The organism is Alterinioella sp., from assembly GCF_058343375.1.
Map to the genome: position 1 here is coordinate 15,505 of NZ_JBTUJH010000068.1, position 19,812 is coordinate 35,316.

The 19,812-nt window shown below is 63.1% G+C and carries 20 protein-coding genes; 12 read left to right on the forward strand and 8 right to left on the reverse strand.

What is annotated here, in order from left to right; translation table 11 throughout:
• Positions 1 to 130 precede the first annotated feature (130 nt).
• Complete coding sequence (ald, locus tag ACW8PS_RS09765; RefSeq protein ID WP_491527193.1) at positions 131 to 1,249, reverse strand: alanine dehydrogenase; 1,119 nt, start codon at positions 1,247 to 1,249, stop codon at positions 131 to 133.
• 133 nt (positions 1,250 to 1,382) lie between these two features.
• On the opposite strand from ald, the gene ACW8PS_RS09770 reads away from it, so the two are divergent.
• Positions 1,383 to 1,838, forward strand: coding sequence for an Lrp/AsnC family transcriptional regulator (locus ACW8PS_RS09770; RefSeq protein ID WP_491527195.1), 456 nt, complete (start codon positions 1,383 to 1,385; stop codon positions 1,836 to 1,838).
• Between the two features lie 71 nt (positions 1,839 to 1,909).
• Positions 1,910 to 2,785 (forward strand): hypothetical protein, encoded by an 876-nt coding sequence (locus ACW8PS_RS09775; RefSeq protein WP_491527196.1) that lies wholly within the window; start codon positions 1,910 to 1,912, stop codon positions 2,783 to 2,785.
• A gap of 89 nt (positions 2,786 to 2,874) precedes the next feature.
• On the opposite strand, the gene ACW8PS_RS09780 is transcribed toward ACW8PS_RS09775, so the two are convergent.
• Complete coding sequence (locus ACW8PS_RS09780) at positions 2,875 to 3,138, reverse strand: DUF2312 domain-containing protein (protein WP_491527197.1); 264 nt, start codon at positions 3,136 to 3,138, stop codon at positions 2,875 to 2,877.
• Between the two features lie 135 nt (positions 3,139 to 3,273).
• On the opposite strand from ACW8PS_RS09780, the gene ACW8PS_RS09785 reads away from it, so the two are divergent.
• On the forward strand, positions 3,274 to 3,489 hold the full coding sequence (locus ACW8PS_RS09785) for a hypothetical protein (protein ID WP_491527198.1): 216 nt from the start codon (positions 3,274 to 3,276) through the stop codon (positions 3,487 to 3,489).
• Between the two features lie 27 nt (positions 3,490 to 3,516).
• Here the strand turns inward: ACW8PS_RS09785 and ACW8PS_RS09790 are convergent, their stop codons facing one another.
• From ACW8PS_RS09790 to acnA, 5 genes are all read right to left on the reverse strand, one after another.
• Complete coding sequence (locus ACW8PS_RS09790; protein ID WP_491527199.1) at positions 3,517 to 4,218, reverse strand: DUF1223 domain-containing protein; 702 nt, start codon at positions 4,216 to 4,218, stop codon at positions 3,517 to 3,519.
• Between the two features lie 77 nt (positions 4,219 to 4,295).
• On the reverse strand, positions 4,296 to 4,745 hold the full coding sequence (locus tag ACW8PS_RS09795) for a methyltransferase family protein (protein WP_491527201.1): 450 nt from the start codon (positions 4,743 to 4,745) through the stop codon (positions 4,296 to 4,298).
• A gap of 16 nt (positions 4,746 to 4,761) precedes the next feature.
• Positions 4,762 to 5,100 (reverse strand): DOPA 4,5-dioxygenase family protein, encoded by a 339-nt coding sequence (locus ACW8PS_RS09800; RefSeq protein ID WP_491527202.1) that lies wholly within the window; start codon positions 5,098 to 5,100, stop codon positions 4,762 to 4,764.
• Positions 5,101 to 5,123: 23 nt separating this feature from the next.
• A complete protein-coding gene (locus ACW8PS_RS09805; RefSeq protein ID WP_491527203.1) occupies positions 5,124 to 5,918 on the reverse strand; it encodes a dimethylarginine dimethylaminohydrolase family protein in 795 nt (264 codons plus the stop codon).
• 201 nt (positions 5,919 to 6,119) lie between these two features.
• Positions 6,120 to 8,807 (reverse strand): aconitate hydratase AcnA, encoded by a 2,688-nt coding sequence (acnA, locus tag ACW8PS_RS09810; protein WP_491527204.1) that lies wholly within the window; start codon positions 8,805 to 8,807, stop codon positions 6,120 to 6,122.
• A gap of 180 nt (positions 8,808 to 8,987) precedes the next feature.
• Between acnA and ccmA the strand changes: the two genes are divergently transcribed.
• The 8 genes from ccmA (at position 8,988) to ACW8PS_RS09850 (ending at position 17,409) form a co-directional block, all read left to right on the forward strand.
• Positions 8,988 to 9,614, forward strand: a complete 627-nt coding sequence (ccmA, locus tag ACW8PS_RS09815; RefSeq protein WP_491527205.1) for a heme ABC exporter ATP-binding protein CcmA — start codon at positions 8,988 to 8,990, stop codon at positions 9,612 to 9,614.
• Positions 9,611 to 10,267 carry a heme exporter protein CcmB gene (ccmB, locus tag ACW8PS_RS09820; protein WP_491527206.1) on the forward strand — a complete coding sequence of 219 codons (657 nt, stop codon included), beginning with the start codon at positions 9,611 to 9,613 and terminating at the stop codon, positions 10,265 to 10,267. The genes ccmA and ccmB overlap by 4 nt, the downstream gene beginning before the upstream one ends.
• A 55-nt stretch (positions 10,268 to 10,322) precedes the next feature.
• Positions 10,323 to 11,051, forward strand: a complete 729-nt coding sequence (locus tag ACW8PS_RS09825) for a heme ABC transporter permease (protein ID WP_491527207.1) — start codon at positions 10,323 to 10,325, stop codon at positions 11,049 to 11,051.
• Positions 11,051 to 11,206, forward strand: a complete 156-nt coding sequence (ccmD, locus tag ACW8PS_RS09830; protein ID WP_491527208.1) for a heme exporter protein CcmD — start codon at positions 11,051 to 11,053, stop codon at positions 11,204 to 11,206. Before ACW8PS_RS09825 ends, ccmD begins: the two co-directional genes overlap by 1 nt.
• Positions 11,203 to 11,793 (forward strand): DsbE family thiol:disulfide interchange protein, encoded by a 591-nt coding sequence (locus tag ACW8PS_RS09835; protein ID WP_491527209.1) that lies wholly within the window; start codon positions 11,203 to 11,205, stop codon positions 11,791 to 11,793. Before ccmD ends, ACW8PS_RS09835 begins: the two co-directional genes overlap by 4 nt.
• Before the next feature lie 183 nt (positions 11,794 to 11,976).
• Positions 11,977 to 13,269 carry an O-acetylhomoserine aminocarboxypropyltransferase/cysteine synthase family protein gene (locus ACW8PS_RS09840; RefSeq protein WP_491527210.1) on the forward strand — a complete coding sequence of 431 codons (1,293 nt, stop codon included), beginning with the start codon at positions 11,977 to 11,979 and terminating at the stop codon, positions 13,267 to 13,269.
• Between the two features lie 599 nt (positions 13,270 to 13,868).
• A complete protein-coding gene (locus ACW8PS_RS09845; protein WP_491527211.1) occupies positions 13,869 to 17,078 on the forward strand; it encodes a hypothetical protein in 3,210 nt (1,069 codons plus the stop codon).
• Positions 17,079 to 17,247: 169 nt separating this feature from the next.
• A complete protein-coding gene (locus ACW8PS_RS09850; protein ID WP_491527212.1) occupies positions 17,248 to 17,409 on the forward strand; it encodes a hypothetical protein in 162 nt (53 codons plus the stop codon).
• Positions 17,410 to 17,429: 20 nt separating this feature from the next.
• Here the strand turns inward: ACW8PS_RS09850 and mgtE are convergent, their stop codons facing one another.
• Positions 17,430 to 18,818, reverse strand: a complete 1,389-nt coding sequence (gene mgtE, locus ACW8PS_RS09855) for a magnesium transporter (RefSeq protein WP_491527213.1) — start codon at positions 18,816 to 18,818, stop codon at positions 17,430 to 17,432.
• 98 nt (positions 18,819 to 18,916) lie between these two features.
• Between mgtE and ACW8PS_RS09860 the strand changes: the two genes are divergently transcribed.
• Positions 18,917 to 19,812: guanine deaminase (locus ACW8PS_RS09860; protein ID WP_491527214.1), on the forward strand; the 896-nt coding region annotated here is incomplete at its 3' end.

Genomic DNA, 19,812 nt, shown 5'->3' on the forward strand with positions numbered 1-19,812 from the left:
GGGCCTCCGGCAAGAAATCGGTCCCTGTTCTAATGCCGCATGTCCGCGCCAAGGTCCAGCGGGAAAGCCCCCTGCGCGGGGCGCGCGGGCAAGGGTCCGCCCCTGCCCGCGCCACCCATTGGCAGATGGATCAGGCGGCCAGCGCCGTGGCCGGATCGGTGTAGCCAAGCCCGAGAGCATCCGACACCGCCTTGTAGGTCACCTGACCGTTCCAGACATTGAGCCCATTGGCCAGATCCGGATCAGCCAGCAGCGCCGCGCGCCAGCCCTTGTCGGCAATGCGCAGCGCATGCGGCAGGGTCACGTTGTTCAGCGCATAGGTCGAGGTGCGGGCGACACCGCCGGGCATGTTGGCGACGCAGTAATGCACAATGCCATCAACGGTATAGGTGGGGTCGGCATGGGTCGTGGGTTTGGATGTCTCGAAACAGCCCCCCTGGTCGATCGCAACATCGACCATCACCGCGCCCGGCTTCATGGTCGACAGCATGGCGCGGGTGACCAGCTTGGGTGCCTCGGCCCCATGCACCAGCACCGCGCCGATGACCAGATCGGCCTCGGCCACGCATTCGGCCAGATTGGCCTGATTGGAGAACCGCGTCTTGGCCCGCGATTCGAAATGCATGGCCATGCGCTCCAGCACTTCGGGGCTGCGGTCCAGGATGGTCACATCGGCCCCCAGACCCACGGCCATCTGTGCCGCATTGAAGCCCACGACGCCGCCGCCGATGATGCAGACCTTGCCCGGAGCCACCCCCGGCACGCCGCCCAGCAGCACACCCCGGCCGCCATGCGCCTTTTCCAGCGCGGTGGCCCCGGCCTGCACCGACATGCGGCCGGCGACCTGGCTCATCGGTTTCAGCAGCGGCAGGCCGCCGGAGCGGTCGGTCACGGTTTCATAGGCAATGCAGATCGCGCCCGAGGCGATCAGGTCTTTGGTCTGGGCCGGGTCGGGGGCGAGATGCAGATAGGTATAGAGCACCTGACCCTCGCGCAGCATGGCGCGCTCTTCGGCCTGCGGCTCCTTCACCTTGACGATCATGTCGGCGCTGGCAAAGACCTCTTCGGCGGTATCGACAATCACCGCACCGGCCGCGCGATAGGCGTCATCCTCGGCACCGATGCCAGCGCCGGCACCGGCCTGGATCATGACCTTGTGGCCATGGTTGATCAGCTCGCCGGCGCTTTCTGGCGTCACGCCAACGCGGTATTCGTGGTTCTTGATTTCCTTGGGGCACCCGATGATCATGACTCTGCTCTCCCATGCGTTAAGATTTCGATGTATTTTACCCGCGTCAGATCGGGATTTTGTTGATCTTTGTCCTGCGCTGGTGAATATTGGCGCAAGTTTCTCGCGCCATTTGTTTGTTTAGCAGGAAAAAATGGATCAGACAGATACCCGCATCCTGCGCGCAATTCAGCGTGATTCGAACCGGCCGGTCGCCGATATGGCCAGCGATCTGGGGCTGTCGGCCTCGGCCTGTCATCGCCGCATCAAGATATTGGAGGGCAAGGGCATCATCGCGGGCTATTCGGCCCGGCTCAGCCGTCGCAAACTGGGCTTCAGCCTGCTGGTCTTTGTCGAGATCACATTGCGCAGCCAGGAACGCAGCGTGTTGCAGGGGTTTGAAGCGGCGGTGCGCGCCTCGGACGACATTCTGGAATGCTACCTGACCAGCGGCCAGGCCGATTACACCCTGCGCGTCGCGGCCCGCGACATGGATGATTACGACCGCATTCACCGCGATTGTCTGGCCACGCTGCCCAATGTCACGGCCATGCATACGACCTTTGCGCTCAGGCCGATAAAAATCTGGCGGGGCTACCCCGTCAGATAGGGGTTTTTCTTGGACAGATGCTTCTATAGGTTACACCCAAGAACAACTAACATACGGGTTTTAGAGAAAATATGCAGGTTGTGTTTCATATCGGCGCGCCCTGTACGGATGATGACAAGCTGATCAAATCGCTGCTGCGCAACCGCAAGGCGTTGGCCAAGGACGGCATTTGCATTCCGACGCCGGCACAGTATCGCGATGTGATCTCGGATGTGATGCGCACGCTGGATGGTGCACCCGCCCCGCAGGAAATGCAGGACACGATCCTGGAGGCCGCACAGGTGCCCAAAAACGCCGACCGCGTGGTGTTTTCGGACTCCCGCATCGTCACCATTCCGCGCCTTGTCGTGGTTGGGCCGCAGATCTGGCCCAAGATTGAACGCAAGGCCACCAATCTGCGCAATCTGTTCCCGCAGGCAGAGGTCGAATTTCACATCGGCATGCGCGATCCGGCAACCTGGATTCCGACGCTGTTCAAGGGCTCCCGCTTTACTGATTTTGCCGAGTTCACCGAAGATATGCAGCCCCATGCGCTGGCCTGGTCGGAAATGCTGGTGCGCATGCGCGGCGCAGTGCCCGATTGCCATGTGACGGTCTGGAACAACGAGGACACGCCACTGATCTGGGGCGAAATTCTACGCGAGATGGCAGGCTGCGATCCGCTGGCCCCGCTGGAGGGGGTAGATGACCTGCTGGAGGAGTTGATGGAGCCTGCGGGTTTCAGGCGCCTGCAGAACTACATGGCCGAAAACCCGCCCGAAAACGAAGTTCTGCGGCGCCGGGTGACGGCGGCCTTCCTCGATAAATACGTCCGCGATGACATGATCGAGGAAGAACTGGACACCCCCGGCTGGTCGCCCGAGATGCTGGAAGACATGACCGACGCCTATGAGGATGACATGGATGCCGTCGCGCGCATCCCCGGAGTTTCCCTGATTACGCCCTGATACAGGCCATGTATCGGGGCCGGGTGATGGCAGGTTGTGGAATCTCGCTCGCGTTTGCCGGGCGATGGCCTGCCGGTCCGAAAGCAGCCTCAGCGCATGCCCAGCGCTTCCTTATACATCTCAAGGACGGCTTCTTCCTCGGCAATATCATCGGGTTCGCGTTTGCGCAGGGCCACGACCTTGCGGATGATCTTGGTGTCATAGCCGCGCCCCTTGGCTTCGGCCATCACCTCTTTTTGCTGCTCGGCAATGTCTTTTTTCTCTGCGTCCAGACGTTCGATACGTTCGATGAACTGGCGCAGCTCGTCTGCCGTGACGCGGTAGCTGTCTGAGGGGGAATTCATGTCATTCATCTTGGGGGCCTGCCTGTCGTTGCGAAATCACCGGAAACACCGGGTCTAACGCCCCTGCCCGCCCCCCGCAAGACTTGCGCAGGCCGCCCCGGCAGGCTAGGCAAAAAACCGATATGTCGGGGTAAGGAATTTGCGATGGAATGGCTGGTCTGGATCGGTGCGGGGCTGACAGCGGCGGGGCTGGCGATGATCGGCTATTGCATATTCTCGGCGCTGCGGGTGCGCAAGGCAGGGCTGCCCGATGATCAGATGCGCGCCCGGCTGCAACGCATTGTTTTCCTTAACATGGGCGCGTTGATGCTGTCTGCCCTTGGGCTGATGTCGGTGGTTTTTGGTGTGATGCTGGCCTGAACGCCGCCCCTGTCGGTGGTCAGGCGCTCAATCCAGCCGCGCCGCCCCCAGGATCGCGCCGGGGCCAGCCAGCTGAACAATGGCCACTACCGGGCCGTCACTGGCATCGCCGATACTCAGGTTGAACGGCGCTTCGCCGGTCCATTCGCCGATACGGGTCCATTCGGTGACGATATTGGCATATTCGACCGTGTTGCCGGCATTCTCACCGCGGGTGATTTCGACGGTTTGCATCGGTTCATACCGCACGATCTGCACGATCATCGGATATTCCGGCAGGGCCATGGCGGCATCGGCCCGGACAGTCAGCACCGAATCAACGCGCGAAATCGTGATCTGGACGGGGTATTCGACATCGCGATGCGACATGATCAGATCCGCGACCTGCATCGGCTCATTGCCCATCACCCGGTCGTTGCCGCCAATGATCATCTGCGGTGTGTAAACCATGTTCCGCCCGGCGGCGCGGGCATAGGCATATTGACGGCGGGTGAATTGCGGCGAGGCAAAGGTATCGGCCCAGCCGATATAGTCCCAGTAATCGACATGCAGGGCCAAAGCGATCACATCGTCACGGGTGGCCAGTTCCGCCAATAGCGCATCAGCCGGCGGACAGGCCGAACACCCTTGCGAGGAAAACAGCTCTACCACAACAGGGCTATCAGCCCGCGCGCCCGTGACCGGCGTGAAGGCGAGCAATAAAGCGAGAACAGGTGTAATACGGGCCATGAGGCTCCCTTCGGATCGGTCCTCTAGAAGTAGCGCCCCCGGGCCACTCATGCCAATCAAGCCTTTGCGATCTCGCGTTACAACCAGCGCCCTGTGCCCTGCATGTAACGCCTGGCCTCCAGACCGAAGCCCTCAACAAGGCGCGCCTCCTCGGGCAGGATGAAGCGATGGGTCAAAACCCAGATGAACAGCCCCGGCAACACTACCGGGCTCAGCGCGCCAAGCCACAGCACAAACCCGGTCAGCATCGCGACCATGGCCAGATAGATCGGATTGCGCGAATAGCGAAACGGGCCCTCGGTGATCAGCGCGCTAGGGTCGTGATGCGGCTCGATCGGGGTTTTTTTCCTGAAAAACCAGATCGCGGACCAGCCGATAACGCCGAACCCGGCGGCGACCAAAACCAGGCCCGCCAGCCGGAAAACCGGGCCGAATGCCATCACCAGCGGCAATTCACGGGCCAGAAACCAGGCGATGATGCAAAAACCCGCAAACCAGATCGGCGGCAGGTCGGGGAAACCTTTCATGGAATTTTTCCTTCCCTCAGCCAAAAACTGACAGATCAAGCGGCAATCCGGTGCCCAACCAGATGCCGTGATCGCGGTGATCGGCCAGGTGGTCTCCGGTCTCGGGATGGGCAAAAACGATCAACCCCTCGCGGTTGAGCGCCAGCCACGGCAAAAGAACCGCAAATTCCGCGGGCGTGGCCGTCAATTGGCACGAGCCGGTGGGGTGCGGGCCGACGGGCTTGTCATGCATGCGCCCCATCGAGACGCCAAACGCGGCATGGGCGGCCTCGCAAACCGCGCGGGCACGGCTTGCGGAACTGGCGTCGTAATAAACATGCGCGTGATAGCCGGTGATGATGGCAATATCTTGCATATTGGACCTCCTCGTGGCGTGGATTACGTCGCCATCATATAGCGCAGCGACATGCAGGAAAGGCCGCCATCAAGCAGCGCAGCCTGGGTGACCGACAGGGGCGTGACGCTGAAACCCGCCGCCGCCAGCCGCTCGGCCGTCCCGGGATACCCGCTGGCCAGAAAGACAGCGGCGTTGAACCGGATGGCATTTGCGGCGCCATCCTCGCCTTTTGCCGTTTCGATCACCGTGTAGCCGTCGAAACAGCCGGTCACCGCAAGACGCGGGGTGGCCAGCACGGTTTCGGGGTCCAAAAGGCTGCTTTCGGTCTTGAAATGCAGGATTTCGGGCGGGGTCTCGACGATGCGCAAGCGGTATCCCAGATCCTCGACAATGGGCCGCAACCCCGCGACCCCGGCGCGGTCGGTGCGGGCGGACAGGCCGACCATGACTTCACTGTCAGAACACAGGATATCGCCGCCATCGACAAACCCGCCCTCGGGCAGGTGCCTGACCTCAAGGCCGAGCCGTGCCAGATCAGGGGCAAGGGCTGCCGCCTCGCCCAATCGGCTTGGCGCACCGGGGCGCAGCAGGATGGCCACACCTTTCAGGATCAGCGCCGGGTCTTCGATGAAAACGCTGTCGGGAAAATCATCCTGCGCCGGCAGCACCGTGACCTTGGCCCCGGCCGCGCGCAGGGCCGCGACATATGCGATATGCTCGCGGGTAAATTCCTCAGGGTTTGGCGCACCATGATCCACGGCGCGCAATCCTCGCGTCACCGACCGCGCGGGCGTTCGGCAAAGCGCGTGGGTGAAGGTGATTGATGCTCCGGCCATATTGGTCAGTTTGCCAAATTGATGCGCAATGTCCAGCAGGGGGCGAAGGAAAGCTGCTTTGAAGCAGCTTTTCAACGCGGTTTCGAAACCGCGTTGAAAAGGGCCTTCGAAGGCCCTTTTTGGTGCCCGGTCGCCACCGGCCCGAGGAAAAGCCCCGCCCGAAAAGGGGGCGGGGCCCGGGATTTCTCAGAACCGCGCCGTTCAGGCGGCCTTGGCCAGGTTGCGCAGCACGTAATGCAGCACGCCGCCATGTTCGATATATTCGATCTCGATCGCGGTATCGATCCGGCATTTCAGCATGATGTTCTGGACGCTGCCATCACCCATCGTGATCGCGCAAGGCACCTCCTGCAAAGGCTCAATCGTGTCGAGGCCCGAGATTGATACCGTTTCTTCGCCGGTCAGACCAAGCGATTTGCGGTTATCGCCATTGGTGAATTCGAACGGGATCACGCCCATGCCAACCAGGTTGGACCGGTGGATCCGCTCAAAGCTTTCGGCGATCACGGCCTTGACACCCAAGAGCGCCGTGCCCTTTGCCGCCCAGTCCCGGCTGGACCCTGCGCCATATTGCTCACCGCCAAAGATCACCAGCGGCGTGCCCGCCTCCTGATAGGCCATTGCGGCATCATAGATCGATGTCTGGGCACCGTCGGGGCCCAAGGTATAGCCGCCTTCGACCCCGTCCAGCATCTCGTTCCTGATGCGGATATTGGCGAAGGTGCCGCGCATCATCACCTCGTGATTGCCGCGCCGCGCGCCGTAGGAATTGAATTCGCGCTGCGGCACTTGCCGCTCGATCAGATATTTGCCGGCAGGTGTGGTGTCCTTGAACGATCCCGCCGGGCTGATATGGTCGGTGGTGATCATGTCGCCCAGAACCGCCAGCACTTTTGCGCCCTCGATATTGGTGATCACGCCCGGCTCCGGGCTCATGCCCTGGAAATAGGGCGGGTTCTGCACATAGGTCGATTGCGGCGGCCAGTCATAGGTCTTGGCATCCGTGGTTTCCACCGCCTGCCATTTCTCATCGCCCTTGAAGACATCGGCATATTTCGACAGGAAAGCATCGCGGGTCACGGTCTGTTCGACCAGGTCGGTCACTTCTTTTGACGTCGGCCAGATGTCTTTCAGATAGACATCGCGGCCTTCGGGCGTCTGCGCAATCGGATCGGTGGCCAGGTTGATATCCATGGTGCCGGCCAGCGCATAGGCCACAACCAGCGGTGGCGAGGCAAGGTAGTTGGCGCGCACATCGGGGCTGATGCGGCCCTCGAAATTGCGATTGCCGGACAGGACCGAAGTGGCGACCAGATCACCCTCGGCAATCGCGTCAGACAGTTCCGCCTGAATCGGGCCGGAATTGCCGATGCAGGTGGTGCAGCCATAGCCGACCAGATTGAAGCCGAGCTTGTCCAGATCCTCTTGCAGGCCAGCCGCCTCCAGATAGGCCGAAACCACCTGGCTGCCCGGTGCCAGCGATGTTTTCACCCAAGGCTTGCGCTTCAGACCCAGAGCGGCGGCCTTGCGCGCCACCAGCCCTGCCCCGATCATCACATATGGGTTCGAGGTGTTGGTGCAGGACGTGATCGAGGCGATCACCACCATGCCGCTTTCCATCGTATAGTCTTCGCCCTTCACCGCAACCTGCTTGCCCATCGGGCGCTTGAAGGTCTCGGCCATTTCCCTGGTGAAGGCCGCTTTGGCATCGGTCAGGGCGACATAATCCTGCGGCCGTTTCGGGCCGGAAATGGCGGGCACGATTTCTCCCATATCCAGATGCAGCGTATCGGTATAGATCGGCGCATAATCCGCCCCGCGCCAGAACCCGTTTTCGCGTGCATATGCCTCGACCAGCGCCACGCGCGCCTCATCGCGGCCGGTATTGCGCAGGTAGCGCAGGGTTTCACCGTCGATCGGGAAAAACCCGCAGGTCGCGCCATATTCGGGGGCCATATTGGCAATGGTGGCCCGATCGGCCAGCGGCAGATGATCCAGGCCTGCGCCGTAAAACTCGACGAACTTACCGACCACGCCGCGTTCGCGCAGCATTTCCACAACCTTCAGCACCAGATCGGTGCCTGTGGTGCCTTCCATCATTGCACCGGTCAGCTCGAAGCCGACAACTTCGGGGATCAGCATCGAAATCGGCTGGCCAAGCATGGCCGCCTCGGCCTCGATGCCGCCCACGCCCCAGCCCAGAACGGCGACACCATTGACCATGGTGGTGTGGCTGTCAGTGCCCACCAGCGTGTCGGGATAGGCGACGTTTTCGCCATTCTGATCAATATCGGTCCAGACCGTTTGCGACAGATATTCCAGGTTGACCTGATGGCAGATGCCGGTGCCCGGTGGCACCACGCGGAAATTGTTGAATGCCTGCTGGCCCCATTTCAGGAACTGGTAGCGCTCCATATTGCGTTCATATTCACGATCCACATTCATCTGGAACGCGCGCGGATTGCCGAAATGGTCGATCATCACCGAATGGTCGATGACCAGATCGACCGGGTTCAGCGGGTTGATCTTTTCGGGATCACCCCCAAGCGCCACCAGACCATCGCGCATTGCCGCCAGATCAACCACCGCCGGAACGCCGGTGAAGTCCTGCATCAGAACGCGCGCCGGACGATAGGCAATCTCGCGCGGGTTCCGGCCCCCATTGGCCCCCCATTCGGCAAAGGCCCGGATATCCTCGACCGTGACAGTCGTGCCATCCTCGAAGCGCAGCATGTTTTCCAGCACAACCTTCAGCGCGGCTGGCAGGTTCGAGAAATCGCCAAGCCCGGCAGCCTGCGCCGCGGGGATCGAATAATAGGCAATCGACTGGTCGCCAACGGTAAGCGTCTTGCGCGTCCTGGCGGTATCTTGACCGACGGTAATGGGCATGGGTTGGGCCTCCCTGATCCGAAGAAATTGGGTGTTGCTGGCCTGGGTCATGCCAGCAAAAACTGGACCGATCAAGGGGGTGCGGCGATTTTGTATGCAATTGCATACCGAAATCCGCATTTTTCACCGTGACAGGCAGGTGCTTCCCCCCTCGCGGTGTTTCCGCTAGGGATCGACGCCATGATGCTTGTTGTCGATACCCTGTCCTGTGCCCGTGGGGGGCTGCCCGTTCTGGCCGGTGTCAGCTTTGGCGTGGGTCCGGGTGAAGCGCTGATTCTGCGCGGCCCGAACGGTGCCGGCAAGACGACGCTGTTGCGCAGCCTGGCCGGGCTGACGCCGCCGCTGGCGGGGCGCATAATCGCGCCCGATGACAGTATTGCCTATGCCGGCCATGCCGATGGGCTCAAGGCGCAACTCAGCGTGGCCGAGAACCTTTCGTTCTGGGCGGGTGTGTTTGGCACGGGCACCATCGCGGCCGCGATCGAGGCCTTTGATCTGGCCGCCCTCGCGGACCGGCCCGCGGGCAATCTGTCGGCCGGGCAGAAACGCCGGCTCAGCCTGGCGCGGCTTCTGGTCACGGGGCGGCCGATCTGGTGCCTGGATGAACCCACCGTGTCGCTTGATACCGCAAATGTCGCGCGGTTCGGCCGCGCCGTGGGCGCACATCTGGCCGGGGGCGGCCTGGCCATCATTGCAACCCATATCGACCTGGGCCTGCCCAATGCCCAGAGCCTTGACATCACGCCTTTCATCGCCCGCGACACGGCCCAGACGGATGATCCCTTTCTGATGGAGGAGGCCTTATGAGGGGCCTTCTTCTACGCGATCTTTCGATTGCCGTCCGGGCCGGGGGCGGCTTTGGCCTTGGCCTGGCCTTTTTTCTTATCGTCACCGTGCTGATGCCCTTCGGGATCGGCCCTGAAACCCAAATCTTATCCAAGATTGCGCCGGGGATTCTCTGGATCGGGGCGCTGCTGGCCTGCCTTTTGTCGCTTGACCGGATATTCGCCCTGGATTGGGAGGATGGCTCGCTGGAGCTGCTGGCCACCTCGCCCCTGCCGCTGGAAGCTGTGGCGGCGATCAAGGCGCTGGCGCATTGGATGACCACCGGGCTTCCGCTGGTCGCGGCAGCCCCGGTTCTGGGTGTAATTCTGAACCTGCCGGGGGCCGGGTTTTTCTGGCTGGTTGCGTCCTTGGCCATTGGAACGCCAGCACTTTCTGCCATCGGCACCTTTGGCGCGGCGCTGACGGTCGGGGTTCGGCGCGGCGGGCTTTTGCTGTCGCTTCTGGTGCTGCCGCTTTATATTCCGACCCTGATTTTCGGGGCCGAGGCGGTGCGGCGCGGGGCCGAGGGGCTGCCCGCCGCGACACCGCTGGCGATGCTGGCGGGCATCACCCTGGCGACGCTGGCCGCGATGCCCTTTGCCGCCGCCGCCGCCCTCCGCGTCAATCTGCGCTAGGCGCGCGGCCACACACCCCATTGTCGCGGCCCATAACCGGGAATAGGTTGCGCGCATGTCGATCTGGGAATACGCAAATCCACGCAAATTCATGACCACATCCGGTGCGATTCTGCCCTGGGTCAGCACGCTTGCGGCGCTGGTCCTTTCGGCTGCGTTGATCTGGGGCTTTTTCTTTACCCCCGATGATTACCGACAAGGCTCCACCGTCAAGATCATCTATCTGCATGTGCCCGCCGCGATCATGGCCACAAGCGTCTGGTTCATGATGCTGGTCACCTCGCTGATCTGGATCATCCGACGCCATCATGTCAGCGTTCTGGCCGCCAAGGCCGCCGCCCCCATTGGCATGGTCTTTACCCTGATCGGTCTGTTCACCGGCGCGATCTGGGGCCAGCCGATGTGGGGCACCTGGTGGGAATGGGACCCGAGGCTGACCTCGTTCCTGATCCTGTTTTTGTTCTATCTCGGCTATATGGCGCTGTGGGAAGCGGTGGAGAACCCTGATGCGGCCGCCGATCTGACCTCGGTGCTGTGTCTTGTCGGCACCGTCTTTGCGGTGATTTCGCGCTATGCGCTGCTGTTCTGGAATCAGGGCCTGCATCAGGGCGCTTCGCTGTCGCTGGATGCCGAGGAAAACGTGGCCGATGTCTTTGCCTATCCGCTCTGGACCGCGATCGGCGGGTTTTTTCTGCTCTTTGTGGCGCTGCTTCTCTACCGCACAAGGACCGAGATTCGCGCCCGCCGCCTCAAGGCGCTGATCCAGCGCGAGAGGATGGCCTGATGCCGGATCTTGGACGCTATGCCGTTGAGGTGCTGTCGGCCTATGCGGTGACGCTGCTGTTTCTCGTCGCGCTGATCGCTGCATCGATCTGGAAGGCACGCCGCGTGCTGCGCCAATTGCGCGACGCCGAGGCCCGCCGGGGGGCGCGGAAATGAGAACCCTCTGGCTGATGGTGCTGCCGCTGGTTCTGTCACTGGTCTTGTTGGGGCTGGCCGCAAATCGGCTGATCAATACGCCGGACACCCCGGCGCGCGCCACCGGCACAGCCGCCCTGCCCGCAACCCGTGAAGGCAGCCTGGCCCCCGATCTGGACCTGCGCCCGCTGGACCAGATCGACCTGCTGCGCCGCGACGATCTGACCGGCAACGGGTTGGTCATGGTGAATTTCTGGGCCAGTTGGTGCGCCCCCTGCCGCGCCGAGCACCCGACCCTGACCGCGCTGGCCGAGGCCGGAACCCCGCTTTACGGCATCAACTACCTCGACCAGCCGGAAAATGCGGCGGCTTTCCTGGCCGATCTGGGCAATCCCTATACCCTTATCGGCGCGGATCCCGATGCCGATGTTGGCCGCGCCTGGGGTGTCAGCGCCCTGCCCGAGACCTTTTTCATCAATGATGATGGCGTCATCGTGCTGCATTTCCGTGGCCCCCTCGTGCAGCGCAGCCTGCGCAATCGGGTGATCCCGGCCCTGGCGGCGGCGGGCTATGACCTGCCGGTTCTGCCTGCTGTGACCGCGGAGTAACCGCCTGCCCGTTCCGGCTTTCATGGGCTGCGCGGAACACCCTTTCTGATCCGTGCCGCAATTGCGAAACAACGTTCTTTTTGGAACCCGGCCACCTGGCCGCCACAAAGCCTCTGGTTGTGACGCGGGGTCAGTTCGCCTATGGATTTGCGGGAAATCTTTGATCAGGGGAGGCTACCACCAATGTCCGACGGACCCACCTACGGCTTTGACACGCTGCAAATTCACGCGGGCGCAAAGCCCGACCCGACCACCGGCGCACGCCAGACGCCGATCTACCAGACCACGGCCTATGTGTTTCGCGATGCCGATCATGCGGCGGCGCTGTTCAACCTTCAGGAGGTCGGGTTCATCTATTCGCGCCTGACCAACCCCACCGTCGCGGTCTTGCAGGAACGTATCGCGACGCTGGAGGGCGGTGTCGGGGCGGTTTGCTGCTCGTCGGGCCATGCGGCGCAGATCATGGCACTGTTTCCACTGATGGGTCCGGGGCTGAATGTCGTGGTCTCGACCCGGCTCTATGGTGGCTCGATCACGCAATTCAGCCAGACCATCAAGCGTTTTGGCTGGTCTGCGACATTTGTCGATACAGATGATCTGGACGCGGTGAAGGCGGCCATTGACGAAAACACCCGCGCCCTGTTCTGCGAATCCATCGCCAATCCGGGCGGCTACATCACCGATATCCGCGCCCTTGCCGATATCGCCGATGCGGCCGGATTGCCGCTGATTGTCGACAACACTTCGGCCACGCCCTATCTGTGCAACCCGATCAGCCTGGGGGCCACGCTGGTGGTCCATTCGACCACCAAATACCTGACCGGCAACGGCACCGTCACCGGCGGCTGCGTGGTCGATTCGGGGAATTTCGACTGGATGGGTTCTGACAAATTCCCGTCGCTTTCCACGCCCGAGCCGGCCTATCACGGGCTGGTGTTCGCTGAGGTGCTCGGCCCCATGGCCTTCACCTTCCACTCCATCGCCATCGGGCTGCGCGATCTGGGCATGACGATGAACCCGCAAGGCGCGCATTACACGCTGATGGGGATCGAGACATTGAGCCTGCGGATGGACCGGCATGTGGAAAACGCGGTGGCGGTGGCGAAATGGCTGGAAGCCGACGCAAGGGTCGATTTCGTGACCTATGCCGGGCTGGAGAGCTCACCCTATTACCACCGCATCGAAAAGGTCTGCCCGAAAGGGGCCGGGGCCTTGTTCACCTTCGCCGTCAAGGGCGGCTATGAGGCCTGTGTGAAACTGGTCGATTCGCTGGAGATCTTCAGCCATGTGGCCAATCTCGGCGATACCCGGTCTCTGGTCATTCATTCGGCCTCGACCACGCACCGGCAGTTGACGCCCGAACAGCAGGAGGCCGCGGGGGCCGCGCCCAATGTGGTGCGCCTGTCGATCGGAACCGAAACGGTCGCGGATCTGATTGCCGATCTGGATCAGGCGTTGGCCAAGGCGACGGCTTGATTTGAGAACCGGGATGGGGGGCCAGCCCCCCAAACCCCCCGGGATATTTCGCGCACAAAGAAGGCGGGCGTTAAGGTTAACGGCTGTGCTCTTAACGTTTGTCACGGCACGCGGGTCGGGTTCTGGAGAGGGCGGGAACGGTAATGACAGGGGGGTTGCCCGCCGGTCATGACGCGAACTGCGCCCGATATATGCAAATCGAATCGGGCGCATGTGATCATGGCGTATTCCAGGCCCGCCGCCCCGAATTGGCCGCGAGCTTGCCCCATTTTTTGCCGAGGGCCTGACCAGCCTTCCCAAATTCCCGACCGGATCGAAAAAACCGGCGGATCATCACAGGGTTTGCGGGCGTTTTTGCACTGGAAAATACCCAAGGTGCCAGCCCGATGGCCTGTCGGCGCATTGTTGCCGATGCCTTCAAGCCTGCCGGGGCTCACGGTGCTTTAACTATTTGCCCAAAGAGCTTAGGATGATTTCCGCCACCCCGCGCCCCGGGCGGGTGGCAGCAGGTTTTCCTTGGTGATTTCCTGCTATAGGGAGCCGGGGTTTAAGCATGTAGACCGCACGGGTTACGCGGCCCGGCCTGACAGAGGGCATGAATGGCACCGGAATTTGCTCTGTTTCTATCGCCGGATGGAATCGCATTGGCGCATCGTCAACCAGCAGGCCATTGGGCTGTGCTGGCCGATACCGCACTGGATGTGCCGGATCTGCCGGCCGCGCTGGCCGCAATGCGCCAACGCGGCGAAGATCGCGCGGGCCCGGGATTTGCCACTTTGGTGATCCTGCCCGATGACCAGATCCTGTTCACATCGCTGACCGCGCCCGGCCCCGACGAGACCGACAGGCTTGAACAGATCCATGCCGGGCTGGACGGGCTGACGCCTTACGGGATCTCTGATCTGGCCTATGATTTCGTCCCGCTGGAAGATGGCCGGGTGAAACTGGCAGTTGTCGCGCGCGAGACCCTGGCCGAAGCAGAAGACTTCGCCCGCGAAAACGGGTTCGAACCGGCAGGGTTTGCCGCCCGGCCGCTGGATAACCGTTATCCCGGTTTGGCCCATTTTGACAGGTCGCCCGACTGGACCACATCGATCGCGGATATTGAATTTGGCCATGACAGTTGGCCCAAATCCAACCCGGATGCCGAGGATGCGCCCGAGGAGGCAGCAGGTGCCGAAGACAGCGCCGCGGAGCCGGTGGTGGCAGAAGCAGAAACTGCCGGGGATACGCCTTCCGATGACGCAGCGGATCCGCAAACCGACGGCGCGGCAGCTGCTGCCGGGGACATGGCTGAAACCGTCACAGCCCCGGAAATTGACGCGCCAATTGAGGCTGACCCGGTCGAAACATCGGCCTCTGATCTGGCCCCTGAAGGTCAGGGTGACGAAGACCCGGAAGATACGCCGCCCGGGCCTGCAAAGCCGCCCGCTGGTTTGGCTGAAGAAACCGAGACATTGACCGTCGAGGGCCGCGCACCCATTGCTGAATCCGGCAATGACGAAACCGAAACTGCGCCATCTGAGCCTCCGCAGACCGAAACAGAGGCTGCAGAGCCGGAGCCGGACGAACCGTTGCAGATGCCTCCCGGTTTCGGGGCGGGGCGGGCCCGCGGCGCGGTGCCGGAAACCGCCGCGGAACGGGTCAGTTCGCGCCCCTCACGTCTGGATATGGTGGCCGCCGCAGCCGCCGCGCAGCCCCGGTTTGGTCGTGGCATCGCAAAACCGGGTGCCGCGGCCCCCGATGTGACCCCGAAACGCCCGGTTGCCGCCGGCCCGCCCCCCGACCTGCCGCCGCTGACGCGGACCAAGCTCAGGGCACAGCGTACAGGCAAAGGCAACGGCGATCTCGCGCCGCCGCAGCGCCCGGCTTTGCCGCCTGCGCCCGACCCCGCTCAGCCCGTCCCGGATGGTGCCGAACGACCGCCCGGCGGCGGCCGCCTGTCGGGCATGCGAAAGCGTTTCTCCGCCGGGGCGGAAAAGGCGCGCGAAACCGCCTCTGGCCTGTCGGCAAGACGCAGGCCGGAACCCATCGGGGCCACGGACGAAGCGCCCCGATCGACGGGCGTCGGATCTATCACCGCGCGGCTGAAATCCCTTGGGCGTAAGGCGCAACCGACAAAACCGGGTGATGCGGATACCCCCAAGGCAGCCCCCGACAACGGCACTGCCCGACAACCTGCCGCCGCCCGCATAGCCGCCGATGACATCCCGCCACCATCGCCCGCATCACCGCCCGCATCACCGCCCGCGCGCAAGCCGCGCCTGCCGGCACCCAAGCGAGCCCGCACATCCCCGGTGCCATCCTCTGTATCGAGTGCCGATGCCATTATGACCGGCGGCCTTCTGGGACGTGGCAGATTTCCCGACCGCCGGGGGCCATCGCTGCGTGCCGGGCTTATCATGACGCTGATTTTATTGCTCGTTCTGGGCCTCATCGCCCTTTGGGCGGTGTTCTATCTGCCTGATACCGCGATGGCCCGCTGGCTGGGGATGGAGCGGCAGGAACCTGGTATCGAACAGGTCGACAGCGCGCCGCAGATCTCGGACACACCGCAATTGTCGGTGCCCCCGCCAGACCTGATTGATACCGGACCGGACCTGGCCAGCCTGACGCCCGAGGCCACCGCGCCGCAGATTTCCGCCACACCGCCGCAGGCCCCCGATCTGCTGCCCGATATCGACGCCGATCTTGACCTTGGACCAGCCCCGGTGGCCGTGTCGCGCATTGATCCGGAGACGCTGCTGCCCTCGGTCGCGGAGACCGAGAATTTCTACGCCCTCACCGGTATCTGGCAGCGCCCACCGGTGATTGAGCTGCCGACGCCCGAAACCGAGCTGGGGGATGTGTTTCTGGCCGGGCTCGACCCGCCGGTGGCCAGTATCGACGCCTTTGCCCTGCCGGTGCCGCGCTTTGACGCAGCCGCGGATTTGCCGCGCCGTCAATCCAGCCCGGTCGATCCCGAAACCAATTTCGTGCTGGATGACAACGGCCTGGTCGTGCCATCGCCCACGGGCACGCTGAACCCCGATGGCATCCTGATCTTTGCCGGTGCGCCGGTTGTGACCCCGTCGCAACGCCCCGGTGATGCGCCCGCCACCATCGCCGCCGCCGCCGCCGAAACCGCGGCGGCGGATCCGACAGCCGGGGCCATCGACACCGCCCTGTTGGGCACCCGCCGCCCTGCCGGGCGCCCGGCTGATTTGCAGGAACAGCGCGAGCGGGCCCTGTTGGGAGGCATCACCTTTTCCGAACTGGGCCAGATCCGGCCCGAAAGCCGCCCGGCCTCAGTTCAGGAACTGGCCGCAGCCGAGGCTGAAGCGGCGCATGACGCGGCCGATGCAGATGCCGGGGCGGTAGGAATCACCGCAACCAGCGAATGGGCGGTCGCCGTTTCATTCGTGCCACGGGCAAGACCGGGAAACATCGATGCGATTGTCGAAACCGCCCGCGCGGCGCGCGCAACCGGTGGATCGGATAGTGTCGCCTCGACGGCGGGCGGGGGCGGCAACCTGGCCCCTGTCGCCGCCAGCCTGCCCGACACCGTCGAGCCTGAAATCCCAAGTTCCGCCACCGTCGCGCGGGCCGCCACGCGCGAAAACGCCATCAACCTGCACCGCATCAACCTGATCGGCGTGACCGGATCGGATTCGGACCGGCGCGCGCTTGTGCGTCTGCCATCCGGCCGGTTCGTGACGGTGGGATCGGGCGACCGGCTGGATGGCGGACGGGTTGCCGCTGTCGGCAATCGCTCGTTGCAATATGTGAAATCGGGCCGGACGATCACACTGGAGATCCCCGCAGGGTGACCGGTTGGTGCCTGCCCCGATTTGCAAATGGTCCAACGATTTGATCGCGTCGGCCTCCGCCATGATCTCCTGGATCAGAAACCGGGGGCGACAGAGAGCCGCGCCGACCTGGCTCAGAACCGAGCAGGCGGCCCCTTGGATCTCGCGGCTGAACCGCGTCGGGGCTTCAATGACAAAATCGAAAAACATCCGCCTTCCCCGCGCCGAAAGCTGTGCCTCCTGGGCCTCCAACCCGGAAATTGCGGCCGCGACGCGTGCCTTGGCTGAGGGCGTCAGCGCCGAAGATTTTGCCGCCGATCTTGATGAGATGAGCTTGCGGCAGCTCTCATAGCGCCCGACCCCGGCCCCGCATCACAGCAACACCGCCGCCGCAAGGCCCAGAAAGGCCAGGAACCCCACCATATCGGTCACCGTCGTCACGAACGCCCCCGAGGCCAGCGCCGGGTCGATATCCATCCGCTCCAACGCCACCGGGATCAGCACCCCGGCCAGGCCCGCGATCACCAGATTGATCACCATGGCGGCGGCAATGACCGCCCCCAACGCAACCGAGCCGAACCAGAAAAACCCGACCAGCCCCATGATCGTGGCAAAAACCAACCCGTTGATCAGGCCCACTCCCGCCTCGCGCATCACAACGCGCATCAGGTTCGAGCCGGTAAGGTCTTTCGTGGCAATCGCACGCACGGCGACCGTCAGGCTTTGAGTGCCCGCATTGCCGCCCATCGACGCCACGATCGGCATCAGCACCGCCAGCGCCACGAATTGCGCAATCGTCGCCTCGAACTGGGCAATGATCACCGAAGCCAGAATGGCGGTGATCAGGTTGACAAACAGCCAGGGAAAGCGGCGTTTGGTGGTCTCGAATATCCGGTCGCTCAGGCTGCCTTCGCCGACACCGGCCAGACGCAGGATGTCTTCCTCGGCCTCTTCCTCCAGCACGATCATGGCGTCGTCAATGGTGATGACGCCAACCAGCCGCCCATCCTCATCGACCACCGGGGCCGAGATCAGGTGATACTGGTTGAACGCATAGGCGACCTCTGATTCGGGCTGATTGACCGGGATCGTCACAAAGGTTTCTTCGATGATATCGCGCATCTTGACGTCGCGCGGCGTCGCCAGCAGCCGCCCAAGCGTCACATTGCCGACCGGCTTCATGCGCGGATCGACCAGAATGACATGATAGAACTGTTCCGGCAGATCCGATGTCTGATTGCGCAGAAAGTCGATGGTTTCACCCACCGACCAGAACTCCGGCACCCGCACGACCTCGCGCTGCATGAGGCGACCGGCGCTGTCCTCGGGATAGCTGAGCGCCGATTCCACCGCCGCCCGGTCAACGTCATCCAGCGCGCCAAGAATGGCCTCATGCTGTTCGGCATCCTCCAGATCTTCCAGAATGTCGACAACATCGTCGCTTTCCAGATCGCGGACGGCATCAGCCAGCACATTCTCGGGCAACAGCCCGATGACATCCTCGCGCAGGCCTTCATCGAGTTCCGACAGCACTTCGCCGTCGATACCGGCGCTCCAGAACAACAGCAGCGCGGCGCGTTCACCATGCGACAACTGTTCCAGAAAATCGGCGATGTCGGCCGGGTGCAGCGGATCAAACAGAGCCTCCAGCCGGGCCGTGTCGCGCGCGGCAATGGCCGCGACCACATCATCATAGAGCGTGGCATCCAACGCATAGGCATCGTCCGGCGCGTCTTCGATATGGGTGTCGTCCTTTGCCATGCGCTCGCCCCCCGATATGATCTGTCCGCCTTTTTCCCGGTAACATAGACAGCGCTTGCGCGATAGGACAGGGGCAGAGAGCGGCGGAAGGCGTGCAAATGAATGAAAAACTGATCCTGGGCCAGACCTTGCGGTTTGACGGAGATCCCTTTGTCGATGGCCTGACCTGCGCCCGCCACGAGCGCCAGGGGGCCGTATTGATCAAAGGCGGAAAGATCGCGGCCCTGGGCCGCGCCGATGACCTGCGTGCTGCCCATCCGCGCGCCAGCATCACCGATCACGGGGCCGACCTGATCCTGCCGGGATTTGTCGATGCCCATGCCCATTACCCGCAAACCGGTATCATCGCATCCTGGGGCAAGCGGCTGATCGACTGGCTCAACACCTATACCTTTCCCGAGGAGATGCGGTTTTCCGATCCCGCCTATGCGCGCAGGATTGCAGCGCGGTATTTCGACCTGACGCTGGCGGCGGGCACCACGACTGTGGCAAGCTTTTGCACCATCCATCCCGAAAGCGTCGATGCGTTTTTCGAGGAAGCGCAGGCGCGCGGACTGCGGGCGCTGGCGGGCAAGACCTGCATGGATCGTGACACCGCGCCCGAGGGCCTGCGCGACACCGCGCAGTCGGCCTATGATGACAGCAAAACGCTGCTGGACCGCTGGCATGGCGTGGATCGGCTGAGCTATGTCATCACGCCCCGATTTTCGCCGACCTCGACGCCGGAGCAACTGGCCGCACTTGGTGCGCTCTGGGCCGAGCACCCTGAGTGCCTGATGCAAACCCATCTCAGCGAGCAGACCGACGAGATTGCCTGGGTGAAATCGCTCTACCCCAATGCGCGCGATTATCTGGACACATATGAGGCGTATGGGTTGCTCGGGCCGGGCGGCGTTTATGGCCACGCCATCCACCTGGAGCCGCGCGAACGCGACCGGCTGCGCGAGGTCGGGGCCGCGCTGATCCATTGCCCGACATCGAATACATTCATCGG

Bases quoted from the DNA above. Each gene is read 5' to 3' on its own strand.
- ald (WP_491527193.1), bottom strand. From the start codon at position 1,249: ATGATCATCGGGTGCCCCAAGGAAATCAAGAACCACGAATACCGCGTT.
- ACW8PS_RS09770 (WP_491527195.1), top strand. From the start codon at position 1,383: ATGGATCAGACAGATACCCGCATCCTGCGCGCAATTCAGCGTGATTCG.
- ACW8PS_RS09775 (WP_491527196.1), top strand. From the start codon at position 1,910: ATGCAGGTTGTGTTTCATATCGGCGCGCCCTGTACGGATGATGACAAG.
- ACW8PS_RS09780 (WP_491527197.1), bottom strand. From the start codon at position 3,138: ATGAATGACATGAATTCCCCCTCAGACAGCTACCGCGTCACGGCAGAC.
- ACW8PS_RS09785 (WP_491527198.1), top strand. From the start codon at position 3,274: ATGGAATGGCTGGTCTGGATCGGTGCGGGGCTGACAGCGGCGGGGCTG.
- ACW8PS_RS09790 (WP_491527199.1), bottom strand. From the start codon at position 4,218: ATGGCCCGTATTACACCTGTTCTCGCTTTATTGCTCGCCTTCACGCCG.
- ACW8PS_RS09795 (WP_491527201.1), bottom strand. From the start codon at position 4,745: ATGAAAGGTTTCCCCGACCTGCCGCCGATCTGGTTTGCGGGTTTTTGC.
- ACW8PS_RS09800 (WP_491527202.1), bottom strand. From the start codon at position 5,100: ATGCAAGATATTGCCATCATCACCGGCTATCACGCGCATGTTTATTAC.
- ACW8PS_RS09805 (WP_491527203.1), bottom strand. From the start codon at position 5,918: ATGGCCGGAGCATCAATCACCTTCACCCACGCGCTTTGCCGAACGCCC.
- acnA (WP_491527204.1), bottom strand. From the start codon at position 8,807: ATGCCCATTACCGTCGGTCAAGATACCGCCAGGACGCGCAAGACGCTT.
- ccmA (WP_491527205.1), top strand. From the start codon at position 8,988: ATGATGCTTGTTGTCGATACCCTGTCCTGTGCCCGTGGGGGGCTGCCC.
- ccmB (WP_491527206.1), top strand. From the start codon at position 9,611: ATGAGGGGCCTTCTTCTACGCGATCTTTCGATTGCCGTCCGGGCCGGG.
- ACW8PS_RS09825 (WP_491527207.1), top strand. From the start codon at position 10,323: ATGTCGATCTGGGAATACGCAAATCCACGCAAATTCATGACCACATCC.
- ccmD (WP_491527208.1), top strand. From the start codon at position 11,051: ATGCCGGATCTTGGACGCTATGCCGTTGAGGTGCTGTCGGCCTATGCG.
- ACW8PS_RS09835 (WP_491527209.1), top strand. From the start codon at position 11,203: ATGAGAACCCTCTGGCTGATGGTGCTGCCGCTGGTTCTGTCACTGGTC.
- ACW8PS_RS09840 (WP_491527210.1), top strand. From the start codon at position 11,977: ATGTCCGACGGACCCACCTACGGCTTTGACACGCTGCAAATTCACGCG.
- ACW8PS_RS09845 (WP_491527211.1), top strand. From the start codon at position 13,869: ATGGCACCGGAATTTGCTCTGTTTCTATCGCCGGATGGAATCGCATTG.
- ACW8PS_RS09850 (WP_491527212.1), top strand. From the start codon at position 17,248: ATGACAAAATCGAAAAACATCCGCCTTCCCCGCGCCGAAAGCTGTGCC.
- mgtE (WP_491527213.1), bottom strand. From the start codon at position 18,818: ATGGCAAAGGACGACACCCATATCGAAGACGCGCCGGACGATGCCTAT.